At 71.8% G+C, this 19,072-nt stretch carries 16 protein-coding genes; 10 read left to right on the top strand and 6 right to left on the bottom strand.

The genetic code is table 11. The annotated features are described in order from the left end of the window. Positions 1-151: 151 nt before the first annotated feature. Positions 152-928, top strand: coding sequence for an SDR family oxidoreductase (locus tag OG782_RS04930; RefSeq protein ID WP_406448162.1), 777 nt, complete (start codon positions 152-154; stop codon positions 926-928). A 98-nt stretch (positions 929-1,026) separates the two neighbouring features. On the opposite strand, the gene OG782_RS04925 is transcribed toward OG782_RS04930, so the two are convergent. Further along, positions 1,027-2,670 carry a class I adenylate-forming enzyme family protein gene (locus OG782_RS04925; protein WP_406448161.1) on the bottom strand — a complete coding sequence of 548 codons (1,644 nt, stop codon included), beginning with the start codon at positions 2,668-2,670 and terminating at the stop codon, positions 1,027-1,029. A gap of 330 nt (positions 2,671-3,000) precedes the next feature. Between OG782_RS04925 and OG782_RS04920 the strand changes: the two genes are divergently transcribed. The 7 genes from OG782_RS04920 to OG782_RS04890 all read left to right on the top strand — a co-directional run bounded on the left by OG782_RS04920 (position 3,001) and on the right by OG782_RS04890 (position 11,466). Further along, complete coding sequence (locus OG782_RS04920) at positions 3,001-4,614, top strand: ABC transporter substrate-binding protein (protein ID WP_406448160.1); 1,614 nt, start codon at positions 3,001-3,003, stop codon at positions 4,612-4,614. Positions 4,615-4,770: 156 nt separating this feature from the next. Beyond that, complete coding sequence (locus tag OG782_RS04915) at positions 4,771-5,739, top strand: ABC transporter permease (RefSeq protein ID WP_406448159.1); 969 nt, start codon at positions 4,771-4,773, stop codon at positions 5,737-5,739. After that, positions 5,732-6,766 carry an ABC transporter permease gene (locus tag OG782_RS04910; protein ID WP_406448158.1) on the top strand — a complete coding sequence of 345 codons (1,035 nt, stop codon included), beginning with the start codon at positions 5,732-5,734 and terminating at the stop codon, positions 6,764-6,766. The genes OG782_RS04915 and OG782_RS04910 overlap by 8 nt, the downstream gene beginning before the upstream one ends. Continuing rightward, positions 6,763-7,818: an ABC transporter ATP-binding protein gene (locus OG782_RS04905; RefSeq protein WP_406448157.1), complete on the top strand. Its 1,056-nt coding sequence runs from the start codon at positions 6,763-6,765 to the stop codon at positions 7,816-7,818. The genes OG782_RS04910 and OG782_RS04905 overlap by 4 nt, the downstream gene beginning before the upstream one ends. Next, positions 7,815-8,846: an oligopeptide/dipeptide ABC transporter ATP-binding protein gene (locus OG782_RS04900; RefSeq protein ID WP_406448156.1), complete on the top strand. Its 1,032-nt coding sequence runs from the start codon at positions 7,815-7,817 to the stop codon at positions 8,844-8,846. The genes OG782_RS04905 and OG782_RS04900 overlap by 4 nt, the downstream gene beginning before the upstream one ends. Continuing rightward, positions 8,843-10,069, top strand: a complete 1,227-nt coding sequence (locus OG782_RS04895; protein WP_406448155.1) for an NADH:flavin oxidoreductase — start codon at positions 8,843-8,845, stop codon at positions 10,067-10,069. Before OG782_RS04900 ends, OG782_RS04895 begins: the two co-directional genes overlap by 4 nt. Further along, positions 10,066-11,466 (top strand): amidase, encoded by a 1,401-nt coding sequence (locus tag OG782_RS04890; RefSeq protein WP_406448154.1) that lies wholly within the window; start codon positions 10,066-10,068, stop codon positions 11,464-11,466. Before OG782_RS04895 ends, OG782_RS04890 begins: the two co-directional genes overlap by 4 nt. A 116-nt stretch (positions 11,467-11,582) precedes the next feature. On the opposite strand, the gene OG782_RS04885 is transcribed toward OG782_RS04890, so the two are convergent. From OG782_RS04885 to OG782_RS04870, 4 genes are read right to left on the bottom strand one after another with little or no spacing between them, the layout of a single operon-like run. Then, complete coding sequence (locus tag OG782_RS04885; protein ID WP_406448153.1) at positions 11,583-12,038, bottom strand: MaoC family dehydratase; 456 nt, start codon at positions 12,036-12,038, stop codon at positions 11,583-11,585. A gap of 38 nt (positions 12,039-12,076) precedes the next feature. After that, positions 12,077-13,594 (bottom strand): acyl-CoA synthetase, encoded by a 1,518-nt coding sequence (locus OG782_RS04880; RefSeq protein ID WP_406448152.1) that lies wholly within the window; start codon positions 13,592-13,594, stop codon positions 12,077-12,079. Between the two features lie 12 nt (positions 13,595-13,606). Further along, positions 13,607-14,476 carry an amidohydrolase family protein gene (locus OG782_RS04875; RefSeq protein ID WP_406458854.1) on the bottom strand — a complete coding sequence of 290 codons (870 nt, stop codon included), beginning with the start codon at positions 14,474-14,476 and terminating at the stop codon, positions 13,607-13,609. 14 nt (positions 14,477-14,490) lie between these two features. Then, complete coding sequence (locus OG782_RS04870) at positions 14,491-15,393, bottom strand: SDR family NAD(P)-dependent oxidoreductase (protein WP_406448151.1); 903 nt, start codon at positions 15,391-15,393, stop codon at positions 14,491-14,493. Between the two features lie 120 nt (positions 15,394-15,513). On the opposite strand from OG782_RS04870, the gene OG782_RS04865 reads away from it, so the two are divergent. Both OG782_RS04865 and OG782_RS04860 read left to right on the top strand, forming a co-directional pair. Then, positions 15,514-16,377: a PaaX family transcriptional regulator C-terminal domain-containing protein gene (locus tag OG782_RS04865; RefSeq protein WP_406448150.1), complete on the top strand. Its 864-nt coding sequence runs from the start codon at positions 15,514-15,516 to the stop codon at positions 16,375-16,377. A 131-nt stretch (positions 16,378-16,508) separates the two neighbouring features. After that, positions 16,509-17,903, top strand: coding sequence for an NAD(P)/FAD-dependent oxidoreductase (locus OG782_RS04860; RefSeq protein ID WP_406448149.1), 1,395 nt, complete (start codon positions 16,509-16,511; stop codon positions 17,901-17,903). Positions 17,904-18,124: 221 nt separating this feature from the next. On the opposite strand, the gene OG782_RS04855 is transcribed toward OG782_RS04860, so the two are convergent. Further along, positions 18,125-18,952, bottom strand: a complete 828-nt coding sequence (locus tag OG782_RS04855; protein ID WP_406448148.1) for a glycoside hydrolase domain-containing protein — start codon at positions 18,950-18,952, stop codon at positions 18,125-18,127. Positions 18,953-19,072: the final 120 nt, after the last annotated feature.

Here is a 19,072-nt window from a genome sequence, read left to right as displayed (position 1 = left end):
GTCAGCGGGACGGCGCACGCCCGTCGGGGCCCGGTCCCCTTACGGTGCGAACGGGGCCGGCTCCCCGCCCGGGCGGCGCTCCGGCGTGCGGGGCCACCCCGACGGGCCGGGACATCCCGCGCCGGCGCATCCAGCGATCTGAGGAGTACCCATGCCGCGCAACGTCGTCGTCACCGGATCCGGTTCCGGGATCGGTGCCGCACTCACCGCACTGCTCCGCGCCCGGGGCGACCACGTCATCGGGGTCGACCTGCGGGGCGGTGAGGTCGACGCCGACCTGTCCACCCCCGAAGGCCGTGCCACGGCCGCCTCGACGGCCGCCGAGGCGGCCGATGGTGTGGTGGACGCCGTCGTCACCTGCGCCGGCACCTCCGTACCGGGGCCCGCGATGGTGACCGTCAACTACTTCGGCACCACCGAGTTCCTGACGGCGCTGCGGCCGGCGCTGGCTGCGGCGCGGCGCCCCCGGGCCGTGGCCATCGGCTCCATCTCCGCCACCCAGCCCACCGACCCCGGCGTCGTCGCCGCCTGCCTGGCCGGCGACGAGGCCACGGCACTGGAGCACGCCGGCCGGGCGGTGGCCGACGGGCGCGCACGACAGCTGTACCCCTCCTCCAAGGCGGCGCTCGCCCAGTGGGCGCGGCGCACCGCGGTCGCCGAGGGCTGGGCCGGCGCCGGAATCCCCGTGAACGTGGTCGCGCCCGGCATCGTCCTCACCCCGATGAGCGCGGGGCTGTTCGACGACCCGGACATGAAGAAGGTCATGGACGCGGCGGTCCCGATGCCGCTCAACGGCTATCTGGAGCCCGAGGACGTCGCACGGGCCGTGCTGTTCCTGGCCTCCGAGGCGAACAGTCACATCACCGGGCAGGTGGTGTACGTCGACGGAGGCGCCGAGGCGACCCTGCGCGGCCCCGCGGACTTCTGAGGAAGCGCGACTTCCGAGAAGGCGCGACTTCCGGGGAAGCGCCGGGCCAGGCCGCGTTTCATGCGGCAGGGGCCCGGCGCTTTCGTGCCGCCGGCGCGTCAGACCCGCACCTGGCGCCGGATCACCTTGCCGGTCGCGTTGCGCGGCAGTTCGTCGGTCGTCAGCCGCCAGTGCTTGGGCACCTTGAAGTAGGACAGTTCGCCCGCCGCGTACTCCCGCAGCATCTCCTCGGTGGCCGTCGAGCCCGCGTTCAGGACCACGACCGCCGCGACCTCCTGGCCGAGGTCGGGATGCGGTACCCCGAGCACCAGGCACTCGCGGACGTCCGGGTGCTCGACGAGGACCGTCTCGATCTCGGCGGGGTAGACGTTCTCACCGCCGCGGATGATCAGGTCCGAGCGGCGGCTGCTGAGATGGAGCCGGCCCTCGCGCAACTGCCCCAGGTCCCCGGTGCGCAGCCAGCGGTCCGGGCCGATGGCCGCGGTGGTGGCCTGCGGATCGCGCCAGTAGCCCAGCATGTTGTACTGGCTGCGGACCCAGATGTCGCCCTCCTCGCCCTCCCCGAGAACCCGGCCGGCGGGGTCGCGTATCTCCAGCCGCACGCCGGTGACGGGCCGGCCGAGGGTACCGGGGGCGGCCGCCAGCTCCTGGGGGTTCGCCGCGGCCACACCGGTACAGGTCTCGGTCAGCCCGTAGCTGTCCACCAGCGAGTTCCTCGCGAACGGCAGACCCCGGCGCAGCCGCTCCTTGAACGCGGTCGACGACGGGGCGGAGGCCAGTGAGAACGCCGTCAGCGAGGACGTGTCGTACCGGCCGGCCCCGCCGTGCTCGAGCATCCGGTTGGCCATGGTGGGCACCGCGCCCCAGTTGGTGACGCGCTCCCGCTCGACCATGCCCAGTACGGCGTCCACGTCGAACGCGCCCTGGTGCATCGCGATCCGGCTGCCGGTGGCGAGCCGGGGGACGGCCAGGTTGTGCAGGCTCGCGATGTGGAACAGCGGCAGCGTCAGCAGATAGACGCGGTCCTGCGGGGGCAGCGGGTCGCCGAACTCCTGGAGCAGGGCGTCGTTCAGGCGGTGGTACTCGACGACGGCCAGCAGATTGCGATGGGTGTGCACGGCGCCCTTGGGGCGGCCGGAGGTGCCCGAGGTGTAGAGGATGACGGCCGGGTCGTCCTCGGCGACATCGGCGGACGGCAGCGGCGCCTCGGGGCGGGCCCCGGCGAACCGGGTGATGTCGTCCTCCATGGACAGCACCGCGACCGCGCAGCCGGCCAGCTTCGCCGACTGCCGGGCATCGGCCACCACGAGCACGGGGTCCGCGTTGGCGATGCCCTGGGCCATCTCGCGCGCCGACCACCAGGCGTTGAACCCGACGGCCACCGCGCCGATCGACACGGTGGCCCAGAACGTCGTGATCCACTCGGGGGAGTTGGCGGCGGCGATGGCCACCCGGTCGCCCTTGGCCACGCCGTACTCCTCACGCAGCACCTCGGCCAGTGAGGAGACCTGCGCCGCGTGCCGGGCGAAGCTGATCCGGCGGTCCGACGTGACGATGAAATCGCGCTCGGCGTAGGCGACGGACGCGTGCAGCACCTCGTGCAGGGCCCGCTGCCGGTGGGTGAACACCGGCAGCCGGGCGCCCAGCACGTCGTCGTCGGCGAGCTCGAACCGGCCGCCAGGTCCGGTGAGCGCGGCCGCCGGGGCGAGGGCGGCGGCGCGGTGATCCGTTTCGCTGGGCATCGGGAACTCCTGGGCGTCGTGAACTCCACATCGCGGTCGAGGCCAGTGTCGGCAGTCGGGGTCCCTCACTCCCCGGCTGATTCCGGTCACTGGGACACCGTGCCACGGGCGGCCCGCGGAGAGAACACGGCTGCACCACCTGCCCGGTCGGGCCCCGGCCGGGCTCCCGCTGAGTGGGATGCGTCACGTCGGCCGGATTTCGACGGCCGTAGCGTCCCCCCACCTGATCCGCCCCCGGGCACCGGCCCTCCGGCGTCCCCCCGCACCTGTCTTCCCGCTTACGGGCACCGGCTCGTCCCGACTTCGGGCTCCGGACAACTGGAGGAAGAAATGAAGCGAGCACCACGGGCAAGAGCACGCCTGGCCGCCGTCCTGGCCGCCGCGGCGATGCTCACCTCCGCATGCGCCTCACCCGACGACGGGAACAGCGGCACACAGCCCAAGGCCGAACGCGGCCGCTACACCTTCGGCAGCATCGGCAAGCAGCCCGAGGGCGGCAAGCCGGTCCGGGGCGGCACCCTGCGCTTCTCGGACTACGCCGAGGCCCGCAGCCTCAGCCCCGCCGCCACCTACGCCACGGGCGCGTCCGGCGGATCCGCCCTCGCCGCCGTCTACGACGTACTGATGCGCTACGACACCGCGGCGAAGAAGTACGAACCGTGGCTGGCCAAGTCGCTGGACAGCAGCGACGACCTCAAGACCTGGACGCTGAGGCTCCGCGACGGCGTCACGTTCTCCGACGGCACACCGCTGGACGCCGAAGCCGTGGTCGCCAGCATCGCCTGGTACCAGAAGAACAAGGGCGCCGATACGGCACTGCTCGCCCCGAACCTCGCGAAGACACGGGCCACCGACGACTCCACCGTCGTCTTCACCCTGCGCAGCCCCTGGGCCACCTTCCCCGCGATGCTCGCCCAGGCCCCCGGCATGATCGTGGCCCCCGCCGCGTACGCCACGAAGACCTTCCGGCCGATCGGCGCCGGACCCTTCACCCTGGGCTCGTACGCCCCGCAGGAGGAGATGGTCCTCAAGGCGAACAAGAAGTACTGGAAGGGCGCGCCCTACCTCGACGCGCTGCGCTTCACCTGGCCGCAGTCGGACCGCTCCAAACTCGACGCGCTGAACGACGGCACCGCCGACGTGACCTACATGCGCAGCCCCGACGTCGTCGACGAGGCGGTGCACGAGGGCCACCCCGGGGAACTGACCCTCACCGGCCTCGGCAACATGATCACCATCAACACCCGCACCGGCCGGCCCGGCGCCGACCTGCGCGTGCGCAAGGCGATCGCGCTGGCCATGGACCCCAAGCTCGACACGGCACGCGCCTATGACGGCAAGGGCCTGCCGGGCCAGGAGATCTTCCCGCCCGAATCGCGCCTGCACTCCGCGGTCAAGCCGCTCGGCATCGACCTCGACAAGGCCAGGAAGCTCCTCGCCGAGGCCAGGAAAGACGGCTACGACGGCGCCCTCACCTACATGGACGGCACCGACCCCGTCTCCCGTGCCAAGGCGGTCGTCACCAAGGCGATGCTGGAGCGGGTCGGCTTCAAGGTGAAGCTCGACCTGGTCTCCTCGATCGCCGACCGGGTGGCGAAGACCTATGTGGAGCACGACTTCGACATCAGCCGCGGCGCTGCGAGCGTCTCCGAGAGCGACCCGTACCACCGGCTCCAGAGCGTCCTGAACTCCACGAGCTACGGCAACCCCGGTGCCTACGCCAACCCGAAGATGGACGCGCTCCTGGTCCAGCTGCAGGCGGCCGGCACGGACGCGGAGACCCAGCGGATCCTCGACGGCGTCCAGACGCTCTTCAACGAGGACGTCCCCGTCGTGAACCTCGGGGCCAGCGCCGGCTTCACCGCCTGGGGCAAGAACATCCACGGCATCGTGCCGACCGACGAGTACATGGCCCTCTTCGGTGAGGCATGGATCAGCAAGTGAAGTACCGGGGCCCGGCCGTACCGTGCCGGGCCCGCCGGGCTCCCGCTCAGCGGGACACCGCCCTGGGCGGCCCGGCCCGCCCGCGCGTAGCTTCACCGCACCGCGGTGCACATCCCGTCGACCGGCCTGCCACCGCCGGGCAGATCTGGAGGAACCATGAGTCCCGCTGCGCTGCGCCGTCTGGCCCTACGGGCCGTGGAACTGGTGGGCGTGCTCCTCATCGCGAGCATCGGGGTGTTCTCCCTGGTGGTCCTGCTGCCCTCGGACCCCGCCGTCGACATCCTCGGGGCCGGCCGGGCGCCCGCCGAGTACGCCGAGGTCCGTCATGACCTCGGCCTCGACCGGCCGCTGGTCACCCGCTACTTCGACTGGCTGGGCAACGCCCTCACCGGCGACCTCGGCCACTCCGTCGTACCGCCGCAGAGCGACGTCACCGACCGGGTGCTGTCCGCGCTGCCCGTCAGCTTCGAGATCGCGGCACTCGGACTGCTGATCGCCCTGCTGATCGCGGTACCGCTGGCCATGTGGTCGGCGTACCGGGAAGGCTCGGCGGCCGACCGGATCATCGGCGCCGCCACCTTCGGCGTGCTGTCCGTGCCCGGATTCCTGGCCGGTCTGCTGCTGGTTCTCGTACTGGTCAACTCGGCAGGCTGGTTCCCGCGTTCCGAATGGGTACGGCTCGGCGACGGCGACCTCGCGGGCAATCTGCACCACGCCTTCCTGCCGGCACTCACCGTCGGCCTGGCCGAACTCGCCATGTTCACCCGGGTCCTGCGCGGCGACCTCATCGTGACGCTGCGGGAGGACTTCATCCTCGCCGCCCGCGCCAAGGGCATGAACCCGCTGCGCATCCTGTTCTCCGACGCCCTGCGCCCCTCCTCGTTCTCCCTGGTCACCCTGCTCGGCCTCAGCCTGGGCCGGCTCATCGGGAGCACCGTCGTCGTGGAGTACCTCTTCGCGCTGCCCGGCATGGGGACGCTCATCGTCAACGCGGCGGGCCAGGGCGACTACCCGATGGTCCAGGGCGCCGTGCTCACCATCGCCGTGATCTACGTGGTGATCAACGCCGGCATCGACTTCTCCTACGGCCATCTAGACCCGAGGACGCGACGTGTCCATGTCTGACATCGTTCCGCGCACGCGGACCGCCTTTCCGCTGCCCCTGCTCACTGCCGTGGCCCTCACCGCCGTCGGCCTCGCCCTGCTGGTGTTCGGCGCGACCACGGCCCAGCTCGTCCCGCTCGCCAGGGCCGCCGTCGCGCTGACCGGCCTCGGCCTGACGTTCGCCGGTGCCTCCCGGCTCGGCAAGCGGTGGGCGGGCCCCGGCTTCGACGTGGTGTTCTGGTTCGGCGCCGGCTGGCTGCTGCTGCTCGGCCTCGCGATCCTGTTCGCCCCGTGGCTGCCTCTCGCCGAGGACCGGGACGTCGCGAGCACCGTCGCCGAACCCGTCTTCAGCTCCCCGGTGTTCACCGGCGCCCACCCGCTCGGCACCAACGCCTTCGGCCTCGACCTGCTGGCCAGATCCCTGTACGGGGCCCGGTCCTCGCTGCTCATCTCCCTGTCCGCGGTCACGATCGGCACCGTCCTCGGCGGCGCCGTCGGAATGATCGCCGGATACTTCGGGAAGGCCGCCGACCGGGCGGTGGGCATCGCCACCAACTCGCTGCTCGCCGTGCCCCCGCTGATCCTGCTCATCGCCCTCGCGACCGTGCTCCAGCCCCATCTGCGCAATGTCGCGTTCTCCCTGGCGCTGCTCACCGTCCCCGGCATGGTGCGGCTCGCCCGCGCCACGACGATGGCGTACGCCAACCGGGAGTTCGTCGTCGCGGCCCGGGCCATGGGCGCGACCCGCTCCCGCATCCTCCTGCGCGAACTGCTGCCCAACGTCCTGTTGCCCCTGCTGTCCCTGGCCGTCGTGATGATCTCGGTCCTGATCGTGGCCGAGGCCTCCCTCAGCTTCCTCGGACTCGGTATCCAGCCGCCCGAACCCACCTGGGGAAACATGATCGCCGAGGGGGAGGGCCGGGTCTTCGAGGAGCACTCGCACATCGTGCTGGTGCCCGGCGCGTTCCTCTTCCTCACCGTCTTCGCCTTCAACATCGTCGGCGAGAAGGCTCGCGGGCGATGGGACTCCCGGAGCGTGAAACTGTGACCACCACACCGCTGTCCGACGGCCCCGCGGCCGCACTGGGCGCCGATGCGCCCCGGCTGCTGACCGCCACCGACGTACGCACCGTCTTCCACACCCCCCGCGGCCCGGTGCAGGCCGTCGACGGCGTCAGCCTGTCGCTGTCCGAGGGCGAGACCCTCGGCATCGTCGGCGAGTCCGGATCGGGCAAGTCCGTGCTCGGCCGCACACTCATGGGCCTGATCACCGACGGCCCCGGCACCACCGTCTCGGGAACCGTCGTGCTCGGCGGCCGGGACGTCCACGCCCTGAGCCCGGCGCGGCGCCGCGCCCTGTGGGGCACCGAGGTCGCCATGGTCTTCCAGGACCCGATGACCTCCCTGAACCCGGTCAAGAAGGTCGGCACGCACCTGTCCGAGAGCGTCCGGCTGCACCAGGGCCTGAGCCGCGCCGGCGCCCGCGACCGGGCCGTCGACCTCCTGCGCCAGGTCGGCATCCCCGAACCGGCCCGGCGCGCCCGCCAGTACCCGCACGAACTCTCCGGCGGAATGCGCCAGCGCGTCGTCATCGCCATGGCCCTGGCCTGCGGGCCCCGGCTGCTCATCGCCGACGAACCGACCACCGCGCTCGACGTCACCGTGCAGAAGCAGATCCTGGACCTCCTCCAGACGCTGGCCCAGGACTTGAGGATGGCGACGGTCCTGATCAGCCACGACCTCGCCACCGTCGCCGGCCGCACGGACCAGGTCGCGGTGATGTACGCGGGCCGCCTCGTCGAGTACGCGCCCACCGAGGCCGTGTTCGACCGCCCCCGGCACCCGTACAGCAGCGCCCTGATCCATTCCATCCCGCGCCTTGACCTGCCCCCGCACACCCTGCTCCCCACGATCGAGGGCCGCCCGCCCAACCTGCTGCACCCGCCCCCCGGCTGCCGGTTCGCCCCCCGCTGTACAGCCGCCACCGACCGCTGCACCACCGAGTCCCCCCGGCTCGCCGGACACGGCGGCGACCGCGACGCCCGAGGCGTCGTCGCCTGCCATCACCCCCTGGGCGCAGCCGAGGAGGCCGCCGTATGACGACCACCGACACCAACCCCGCCGGCAGGGATACGCGTCCGCCGGCGCTGAGTGCGGAGAACCTCGTCGTGGAGTTCCCGGCCGGCCGCGGCCGCAAGGTGCACGCCGTCTCCGGTGTCGGCCTGGAGGTCGCGGCGGGCGAAACCCTGGGCATTCTCGGCGAGTCGGGCTGCGGGAAGTCCACCGTCGGCCGCTCACTGATCCAGCTGCCGCCCCCGGACTCGGGCACCGTACGCCTCGGCGAACTGACCCTCACCGGGCTCGCCCCCGGGGAACTGCGCCGGGCCCGCGCCCGGATGCAGATCATCATGCAGGACCCGGTCTCCGCGCTGAACCCGCGCCGCAAGGTCAAGGACCTGGTGTGGGAGGGCCTGTCGATCTGGGGGAGCGGGGAGGACCCCCGCGACAAGGACGACCGCATCGACACGGCGCTGCGCGATGTCGGCCTCGACCCCGCGACCGTACGGGAGCGACGCCCCCACGAACTCTCCGGCGGCCAGTGCCAACGGGTCTGCATCGCCCGCGCCCTGCTCCTGGACCCCGAGGTGCTGGTCTGCGACGAACCCGTCTCCAGCCTCGACGTCTCCGTACAGGCGCAGATCCTCAACCTGCTGGAGACGACGACGCGGCGGCGCGGGCTGAGCATGGTCTTCATCGCCCACGACGTCTCCGTGGTGAAGAACATCAGCGACCGCGTCATGGTGATGTACCTCGGCAAGGTCTGCGAGGTGCTGCCCTCCGACGGAATGCAGCACGAGGCCGTCCATCCCTACACCCGCCTGCTGCTGGCCTCGCTGCCCGAGGCGCAGCGCGGCCCCGGCCCCGGCTCCGCCGGCGCACCGGCCGCACCTTCCGGGCCCGCCGCCGAACTCCCCTCACCGCTGGACCCGCCGTCGGGCTGCCGCTTCCGGACCCGCTGCCCCCTGGCCACCGACCGGTGCGCGGACGAGGATCCGTCACTCAGGGACATGCGGCCCGGACACCGGGTCGCCTGCCACCACGTCGAACCGAAGAGGAACCACGCGTGACCACCACCGAGACACCCGAAGTCCTGGCCCCCGCCCAGCTGGGCCCGGTCAAACTCCGCAACCGCGTCATCAAGGCCGCGACCTACGAGGGGCTCAGCCACAAGTCCCTGGTCACCCAGGACCTCGTCGACTTCCATGTCGCCTACGCCCGCGGCGGCGTCGGCATGACGACCGTCGCCTACTGCGCCGTCGCCAGGGAGGGCCGGACCGACCGGCACCAGATCTACTGGACCGACGAGGCGATGCCGGGGCTGCGCGTACTCACCGAGGCCGTGCACGCCGAGGGCGCCGCGGTGTCCGCGCAGATCGGGCACGGCGGACCCGTCGCCAGCCCCAAGGGCAACGGCGTCCCCGCCCTCTCCCCGTCCAGGCACTTCCACGCCACCACCATCAGCTGGGCCCAGAAGGCGTCCATCGACGACATCCGGCGGGTCACCGAGGCCCACGCCGAGGCCGCCCGCCGGGCCGTCACCTCGGGCTTCGACGCCGTCGAGGTCCACCTGGGCCACAACTACCTGGCCAGTTCCTTCCTCAGCCCCCGGATCAACCACCGCACCGACGCCTACGGCGGCAGCCTGGAGAACCGGGCCAGGTTCGCCCGCGAGATCATGCGGGCCGTCCACGGCGCGGTCGGCGGCCGGATCGCCGTCATCGCCAAGATGAATATGGACGACGGGGTGCCCGGCGGCTTCTGGCTCGACGAGGCCATTCCGGTGGCGCAGTGGCTCGAACAGGACGGCACCGTCGACGCCCTGGAGATGACCGCGGGCAGTTCCCTGCTCAACCCGATGTACCTCTTCAAGGGAGACGCACCGCTCAAGGAGTTCTCCGCGATCATGCCGCAGCCGATCAAGCTCGGCGTGAAGGCGGTCGGCAAGCACTTCCTGCGCAGCTACCCCTACCGGGACGCCTACCTCCTGGAGGACGCCCGGCAGATCCGCGCCGCCGTGAAGCTCCCGATGATTCTGCTCGGCGGCATCACCGGCAAGCCCGTGATGGACCTGGCGATGCGTGAGGGCTTCGAGTTCGTGGCCATGGCCCGGTCCCTGCTGCGCGAGCCCGACCTCATCAACCGGCTGCGGGACGACGCCACCACCCCGTCCCTGTGCATCCACTGCAACAAGTGCATGCCGACCAACTTCACCGGCACTCGCTGCGTGCTCGTGGACCGCGGCACCACCCGGCGCGAGACCTGGGGCACGCCCGCCGGGTACGTGTCGTGAGGGGCCCCGACGCCGTCGCCACGGCCGCCGCGGTCAGGGACGGCGAGACCGATGCCCATGCCGTCACCGAGCAGGCGATCGCCCGGATCGAGAAGGACAACCCACGCCTCAACGCGGTGGTCCACACCCGGTTCGAGGCCGCGCTCGCCGAGGTGGCGGCCGGCCTGCCCGACGGCCCGCTGCGCGGTGTGCCGCTGCTGGTCAAGGATCTGGGCACCGATGTCGCGGGCCTTCCCGCGACCGGCGGCAGCCGCCTCTTCGCCGGCGCGACCGCCCGGCACGACAGCGAACTCGTCGCCCGCTGCCGCCGCGCCGGAGCCGTCGTACTCGGCACCACCAACACCCCCGAACTGGGCCTCAACGCCTCTACCGAACCGGCGCTCTTCGGCCCCACCCGCAACCCGTGGGACACCGACCGCTCACCGGGCGGCTCCAGCGGAGGATCGGCGGCCGCGGTGGCGGCCGGCATGGTCCCGGTCGCGCACGCCAGCGACGGCGGCGGCTCCATCCGTATCCCGGCGGCCGCCTGCGGACTGTTCGGCCTCAAGCCCAGCCGCGGGCGCGTCTCGCCCGCGCCCCGCCCCACCACCCTGTCGGGCCTCGTCTCCGGACACCACGTCCTCACCACGACCGTGCGGGACAGCGCCCTGCTCCTCGACGTCCTCGCCGGCCCGCTGCCCGGCGACGCGTACGCCGCACCGGCCCCGGCCGCGCCCTTCGCCGAGCTGGCCCGCCGCACGCCCGGACGGCTGCGGATCGGCCTGCTCACCGCGCTGCCGGCCGGACCCGACGTCCACCCGGACTGCGAGCGCGCGACACGCGCCGCCGCCCTCCTGTGCGAACGCCTCGGCCACGACGTCACCGAGACGAGCGCCCGGTACCGGCCCGACGACGTCGGCCGCACCTCGGGCGTCCTGATGGGCGCCGACCTCGTCGCCCAGATCGATGCCGGGCTCGACCGCCTCGGCAGACCCCTGGCCGACGACGACATCGAACCCTTCACCCGGGTCCTGTACGAGGCCTACCGCGCCCTCCCGGCAGCCGATGTCAGCCGCGCGCTGCGCCGCGCGCAGGAGATCGGCTGGGAGACCGGCGCCGCGTTCGACCGGTTCGACGTCCTGCTCAGCCCGACCCTCGCGCAGCCCACCCCGCTGCTCGGCACCCTCGACACCGCGGACCCGGAGTCGATCTACCGCCACGCGTCCGTCTGCTCCGCCTTCACCAGCGTGTACAACGTGACCGGGATGCCGGCCATGTCCGTCCCCTTCGGCCACGACAGCCGGGGCCTGCCGCTCGGCGTGCAGTTCGCCGCGCCCCTCGGCGGCGAGGGAGTGCTGCTCGCCCTGGCGGCCCAGCTGGAGGGGGAGGCCCCGTGGGGTACGCCGCCCGCGCCGTGACGCGAGTTGGCCCGTGACGGCCGGGTCCGTACGACCGGCGGCGAACGGACCCGGATCACCCGCACCACCGCGGGGGCGGGCGCGACCCGCGGCGGGCCCCCGCGGATCTGTGGTGATCAGGCGTAGAAGCGGTACAGCGCCTGGGCGACGCACGCCGGCTTGTCCTGGCCGTCGATCTCCACGGTCAGGTCGACGGCCACCTCGACACCGCCCCTGACGTCCGCGACCGAGGCGATGCGGCCGTGCGTGCGGATCTTCGAGCCGACGCGTACGGGGGAGGGGAAACGGACCTTGTTCAAGCCGTAGTTGACGGCCATCGACACGCCCTCCACGTGGAGCAGCTCGCTCCACATCGGGATGAGGAGCGCGAGGGTCAGGTAGCCGTGGGCGATGGTGCCGCCGAACGGGCCCTCCTTGGCGCGTTCCACGTCCACGTGGATCCACTGGTGGTCGTCGGTCGCGTCGGCGAAGGTGGCGACCCGGTCCTGGGCGATCTCCAGCCAGGAACTGTGGCCGAGGTCGGCGCCGTCCAGGGCCTTGATCTCATCGATGCCGTGCACGGTGAGGGACATGGGAACTCCTTGGTGTGAGAGGGGGATGACGGGGAGGGTCAGCCGGAGCCGTAGCGCGCCCGGATCGGCGCCTTGAGGAGCTTTCCGGTGGCGTTGCGGGGCAGTTCGGCGGCCAGGACCACTGACCGCGGGACCTTGTAGCGGGCGAGCCGGTCCCGCATATGGGCGATGAGCTCGTCCGCCGTGACGCTCGCGTCGCCGCGGATCACGACGACGGCGCGCCCCACCTCGCCCCACTTGGGGTCGGGCACGCCGATGACGGCCGCCTCGGCCACCGCCGGGTGGCTGAGCAGAACGTCCTCGACCTCGGCCGGGTAGATGTTCTCGCCGCCCGAGATGATCATGTCCTTGAGCCGGTCGACGAGGGTGACGTAGCCGTCCGCGTCGACGGTCGCCACATCGCCCGAGCGGAACCGGCCCCCGTCGAGGAAGGCCGCTGCGGTCGCCTCCGGCAGATTCCAGTAGCCGGGCGTCACGTTGGGGCCGGCGACGACGACCTCACCCTTCTCGCCGGGCGGCGCACTCCCGCCCGAGGGCAGGAGGATCTCGACGTCCGTGAAGAAGTGCGGCACTCCCGCCGAACCGGCATGCTCGAGCGAGTCCGCCCGCCCGAGCACGAGGGCGCCCGGGGAGGTCTCCGTCATGCCGTAGCCCTGGACGAAGGCGAGCCCCCGGTCCAGACAGGCGCGGGCCGTGCGCGAGGGGACCGGGGCTCCTCCGCACAGCAGGTTCCGCAGACTGGACAGGTCCGCCGTCGCCCAGCCGGGCGCCGACACCATCGAGTCGTACATCGTCGGGACACCGAACATGCAGGTGACGCCGTGCTGTTCGATCAGTTCCAGGCTGCGGGCCGCGTCGAAGGAGGACTCCAGAACCACCGTGCCGCCCTTGAGGAGCGTCGGCAGACAGCTCATGTTGAGGGCCGCGGTATGGAACAGCGGCGCCCCGACGAGGGCCACTTCATCGCCGGCGAGATCGGTGTCGACCAGGACGTTGAGGCTGTTCCAGACGATGTTCCCGTGCGTGAGGACCGCACCCTTGGAACGCCCGGTGGTTCCCGAGGTGTACATGATGAGACAGACGTCCTCATGACCCACCTCCTCGTCCAGCGGCTCGGTGCCGGCCCCGGCGAGCAGTTCCTCGTACGACTGCCCCGGGCCCTCCTCGACAGCGATCACGGTGCCGATCCCGGATCCTTCGGCCAGCGCCCGGACCCGGTCCCCGGACTGCCGGGCGTGCACCAGGACCCGGCACCCCGAGTCCTGCGTCTGGTGCAGCAACTCCGGTAGGGCGAGACGGGTGTTGAGCGGCACGAACGCCGCCCCGAGCAGGCCCGAGGCGAAGAGAGTCTCCAGATAGGCCGGATGGTTCGGTCCGAGGAAGGCCACCCGGTCCCCGCGGCGCACGCCCGCCGTCCGCAGGGCGTGCGCGAGCCGCGTGGAGCGCTCATGGAGTTCGGCATAGGTGACGGCGCGGCCCTCGTGAAGGAGAGCGGTGCGCCGCGGAGTTCTGCGGTTGCGTCGCACGACCCAGGAGCCGATGCCCTGATTACGCATGGAAACCATCCCTCAGCGGTCGGTCAGGCCGAGCAGTGCGGCCGCGTTCTCCTTGAGGATCTTCGGGCGCACCGAGTCCTTGACCGGCAGTCCTGCGAAGTCGGCCAGCCAGCGGTCCGGCGAGAGCATCGGATAGTCGGAGCCGAACAGGACCTTGTCCTGAAGCAGGCTGTTGGCGTACTTGACCAGCTGCGGCGGGAAGTACTTCGGCGACCAGCCGGACAGGTCGATGTAGACCTGCGGCTTGTGGGTGGCCACCGCCAGCGCCTCGTCCTGCCAGGGGAAGGACGGATGGGCGAGGACGATGCGCATGCCGGGGAAGTCGGCGGCCACGTCGTCCACGTCCATCGGGTTGGAGTACTTCAGCCGGATGCCGCCACCGCCGGGAGCGCCCGCGCCGATGCCGGTCTGGCCGGTGTGGAAGAGCGCGATGGCGCCGGCGTCCTCGATGGCCTCGTACAACGGGTAGGCCATCCGGTCGTTGGGGTGGAACGCCTGGATGCTCGGGTGGAACTTGAACCCCTTGACGCCGAACTCCGACACCAGACGGTGGATCTGACGGACCGCCGCCTTGCCCTTGTACGGGTCGACCCCGGCGAACGGGATGATGACGTCCGGGTTCTCCAGAGCCGCCTCGGCGATCTCCTCGTTCGGTACCGGCGGGGTGCCGGTCGCCGACTCCGCGTCCACGGTGAAGACGACGCAGGCCATCTTCCGTTCCCGGTAGTGCGCGGCGATCTCGGGCAGGGTGGGATGGCGGTGCTCCGCCTTGAAGTAGGCGCCGGCGGCACTGTCCAGCTCGGCCGAGAGCGAGGAGCCGCCCTTGGCGGAGACCTCGGCGTGCGTGTGGAAGTCGATCGCGACGAGTTCGTCGAGGTTCAGCACGGTCGTGCTCCTCACAGCCGGGGGGCGGGGATGCCGAAGGTCTCCGGGACACGTCCGACCGAGACCGGCCAGGCGTCGGCGATCGCGTCGGCGCTCCAGCCTCCCTCGGCGAACGCCACCGAGATCTCCCGGGGGTGCGACCAGAGGGCGAGCCTGTCCCCGCCGATGCCGATGCACTGCCCGGTGACCTCGGCCGAGGCATCCGAGGCGAGGAAGGTGACCAGGCCCGCGACATCGTCGGCGGTGCCGAATCCCTCGCCCTTGCGCAGGGCGTCCGGGAACGGTGTGCCGTGCTGCTCCAGCGCCTCGATGTGCGGGGCGAAGGCGGGAATGGTCTTCGTCATGGCGGTCGCGGCGACCGGGATCACGGCGTTCGCGGTGATCCCGGCGCGGGCCAGCTCCATCGCCCAGGTGCGGACCATCGCGGCGATGCCGGCCTTGGCGGCGGCGTAGTTGGTCTGGCCGAAGTTGCCGCGCTGGCCGGCGGGGGAGCCGGCGACGATGATGCGGCCGCCCTCGCCCTGCTCGCGCATCCGCGCGGCGGCGGCGCGCCCGCAGGTGAACGTCCCGCGCAGGTGCACCTGGACGACGGTGTCGAAGTCCTCGTCGGTCATCTTCCACAGGACCTTGTCCCGCAGGACGCCGGCGTTGGTGACCATGACGTCGAGGCGGCCGAAGGCGTCGACGGCGCGGGCGACCAGGGCCTCGGCGGCCTCGGTGGTGCCGACCGGCACGACTTCGGCGACTGCCCGGCCGCCGGCCTCGGTGATCAGCTCCACCGCGGTTCCCGCCGCCGCGGGGTCCACGTCGTTGATGACGACGGCGGCGCCGGCGGCGGCGAGGGACTGCGCGTAGGCGAGGCCGAGACCACGGCCGCTGCCCGTGACGACGGCGACCTTGTCGGTGAGGTCCATGAGCGGGTTCCTTTCCCTGAGGGACGGGCGTTGGCGCAAAGCTAGGCATTTTTCTGTCGACGGTCAAGAAGTAGCCGAATGTTGCCTACCGGCGGGCACTTCCACCCCTACGCTGTCCTGGTGACCCGTCCCGACCCCGCCCACGCGCCGAAGCCCGCGACCGACCGCGGCGCCCCGCCCAGGCCCCAGTCCCTGATGCTGAGCTTCTTCGGCATCCACGTCCTCGGCACGAACGCCGCGCTCTCCTCGGCGAGCGTCATCGACGCCTTCGCCCGCGTCGGGGTGGGGGAGGACGCGGTCCGCTCCACCCTCACGCGCATGGTGGGCCGCGGTCTGCTCGCGCGGCACCGGCGCGGGCGCAGGATGTACTTCTCGCTCACCGAACGCGCCGCGGTCGTCCTCGCCGACGGGCAGGAGCGCATCTGGCGCACCGGCGCGGTCAACCGCGACTGGGACGGCACCTGGACCCTGGTCGGATTCTCGCTGCCCGAGTCGTGGCGCCGGGAGCGCCACGATCTGCGTTCCCGGCTCGTCTGGGCCGGGTTCGGCCCGCTCCAGAGCGGTCTGTGGGTCGCTCCGGGCCGCGTCGACATCGCCCCCATCGCCGCGGAGCTGGGGCTGGGGGACCGTATCAGGGGCTTCCACGGCGAGGCCGCCGCGCCCACCGGGGCCGGCGACCTGCTCCGGACCGCCTTCGATGTCGACGCCATCGCCGAGGGGTACCGCGACTTCCTGGACAGCTGGGGCGGCGGCGCCGGGGCGGCCGCGGCCCAGGACGACCTCGGCCGCCAGCTCCTGCTGCACACGGACTGGCTCGACGTCGTGCGCGGCGACCCCCACCTGCCGGCCGAGCACCTCCCCCCGCAGTGGCCGGCGGGCGGCGCCGAAGCGCTCTTCCGTGAACTCGCGGCCCGCTTCGAGCCGGAGGCCGGGCGGATCGCCGCGGACATCCTGGACCGCTGGGAGGACGCGCCTCCCGCCTGACGGGGGCCTGCCGCGGGTCCGCGCGGCAGGGCCACGCGCGTTATGTCAACACCGTTGACCTTACGGGTTCCCGGTATGTCTCATGACGGATACGGAGGCCACATCTCCGCGATTCCAAGGAGCACGCCGTCATGGACCCACTCGCCTCTCTCCGGGACGCCGAACCGGTACCGTTCTGGCTCGACGATCCCGCGAAGCCGCAAGCCGCCCCCGCGCCGACCGGCGACCTCACCTGCGACCTCCTCGTCGTCGGCGGCGGATACACCGGCCTCTGGACCGCCCTCATCGCCAAGGAACGCGACCCCTCGCTCGACGTGGTCCTCATCGAGGCCGACGAGGCCGGCGGCGCCGCCTCCGGACGCAACGGCGGATTCTGCGAGTCGAGCCTCACCCACGGCCTGGCCAACGGCCTCTCCCGGTGGCCGGGTGAGATCGGGCTGCTCGAACGGCTCGGCCGCGAGAATCTCCAGGCCATGGAGGACACCCTCCTGCGCCACGGTGTCGACTGCGACTGGGAGCGCACCGGCTCTCTCGTCGTCGCCACCCAGCCCCATCAGGTCGCCGAACTCCAGGAGGAGGCCGAGGCCGTCGCCCGCTACGGGGGCACGTCCGTCCTCCTCGACGCCGACGCCGTACGTGCCGAGATCGACTCCCCGACCTTCCTCGGCGGACTGTGGCACAAGGACGACGTGGCCATGGTCAACCCGGCCCGTCTCGCCTGGGGCCTCAAGAAGGTCTGCACCGATCTCGGGGTCCGCTTCCACGAGCACACCCCCGCGCTGTCGCTCGACGAGCAGGGCCCGGCGATCGCCGTCCGCACCCCCTACGGCCGGATCACCGCCCGCAAGGTCGCCCTCGCCACCAACGCGTACCCCTCACTGCTGCGCCGCCACCGCCCGTACACCATTCCCGTCTACGACTACGCGCTCATGACGGAGCCGCTCGGCGAGGAACAGCTCGCCTCCGTCGGGTGGCGCAACCGCCAGGGCTTCGCGGACATGAACAACCAGTTCCACTACGTACGGCTCTCCGCCGACAACCGGATCCTGTGGGGCGGCTACGACGCGGTCTACCACTACAACGGGAAGGTACGTCCCGAGCACGACCAGCGGCGCGAGACCTTCGAGACCCTCGCGCGCCACTTCTTCACGACGTTCCCCCAGCTGGACGGGGTGCGCTTCAGCCACACCTGGGGCGGAGCCATCGACATGAGCACCCGCTTCTGCGTCTTCTTCGACACCAGCCATCATGGCAAGGTCGCCTATGCCGCCGGCTTCACCGGACTCGGAGTCGGCGCGACCCGCTTCGGCGCGGAGGTCATGCTCGACCTCCTCGACGGCGCACGCACCGAGCGCACCTCGCTGGAACTCGTCCGCCGCAAGCCGCTCCCGTTCCCGCCCGAGCCGATCCGCTCGGTGGGCGTCGGCGTCACCAAGTGGGCGATGGCCCGCGCCGACCTCGACGGCGGCCGCCGCAACCTGTGGCTCCGGACGCTGGACCGCCTCGGCCTCGGCTTCGACAGCTGATTCCCGCGCTCCGGCATCGCACGACGCCGGAGCGCATCAGGCCCCGCCGAGGCAGGTAGGCGAGCGGCCGCCGAGACCCTCACGGACCCCGGCGTCCTGTAGCGAAGGCCCAGGGGGCCGACGGGCCCTGCCGGAGTCCTTCCGGCAGGGCCCGTGTCAGGCATCGGTGCGGCCGGGCCGGCCGCACCTGAGGATGCGGATCTCGGGGATCGCGAGCCGGCTCACCCGACGATGGCTACCGGGGCGTCCCAGGCGTCACGGTCGACGGTGATCGTGTAGCCGCCGCGGGACTCCTTGCTGTTGACCATGTACTGGTGGCCGCGGCTGTGGCCGGTGAACTGCTTCGCGCCCCATGGCCAGTCCGTTGTGGTCGTGTTCTTCTTGTCCCACATCGCGTACCAGAGGTTTCCCGGCAGGTCGGTCCTGTCCGTGGCCGTGGCGATGGCCTTCGCGCTGGAGCTGCTGAAGCCGTAGAAGCCGCCGCGGTAGGTCTTCGCCCGCAGCGTCTTGGTGAAGGAGCGGACGTAGGCCAGCACGGCGTCGTTGCACGCCTTGTCGGTGATGTCGTACGGCTCCATGTCGAGGTAGACCGGGCTGCCGGCCTTCATGCCGAGCGCCGATGCCTTGGCGACCGCGTCCTTGGCATTGGCGGCGCCGAGGGATACGGCTGTCGAGGCGGTGAACTTCTCCGGGCTCGCGCTCTTCTGGCAGGGCGGCTGGGCACCTACGTAGATCGGGATCAGCTTCCAGCCACTGGAGTTGACCGACTTCACCCAGGACGCGGTCAGGTTCGGCTGGGCGCAACCGCGGTTCCTGCCACCGATGTAGACCGCGGCCGCACCGTAGAACCCCGTGCGCCAAGCCTTCATCGCCGCGAGCGAAGGCGCCGTGCAGGCGTCGAATGCCCGTCCGGTGTAGGTCTTCTGCGCAGGCCACGCCGTCGCCGCCATCGACGTCTGAGCCGCGACCCCGGCACCCGCTGCGACGACGGCACCCGCCGTTGCCCAGGCGATGTATCGGCCCTTCTTGGACAGCCGGTGTCTGGACATCCCCACCCCGTTCTCGATTGCCGCCCACCGCGACAGCCGCCGTGACTGCAACACGGCGCACCACGTACGGATGCGGCCGGTGGCACAGGCAGTACTCCCGCTCCGTGAACCCGGAGCGGA

This window comes from Streptomyces sp. NBC_00876, assembly GCF_045207435.1.
Lineage (GTDB): Bacteria > Actinomycetota > Actinomycetes > Streptomycetales > Streptomycetaceae > Streptomyces.
Note: the sequence above shows the minus strand (reverse complement) of the source record. Positions and strands in the feature narration are given on the sequence as shown.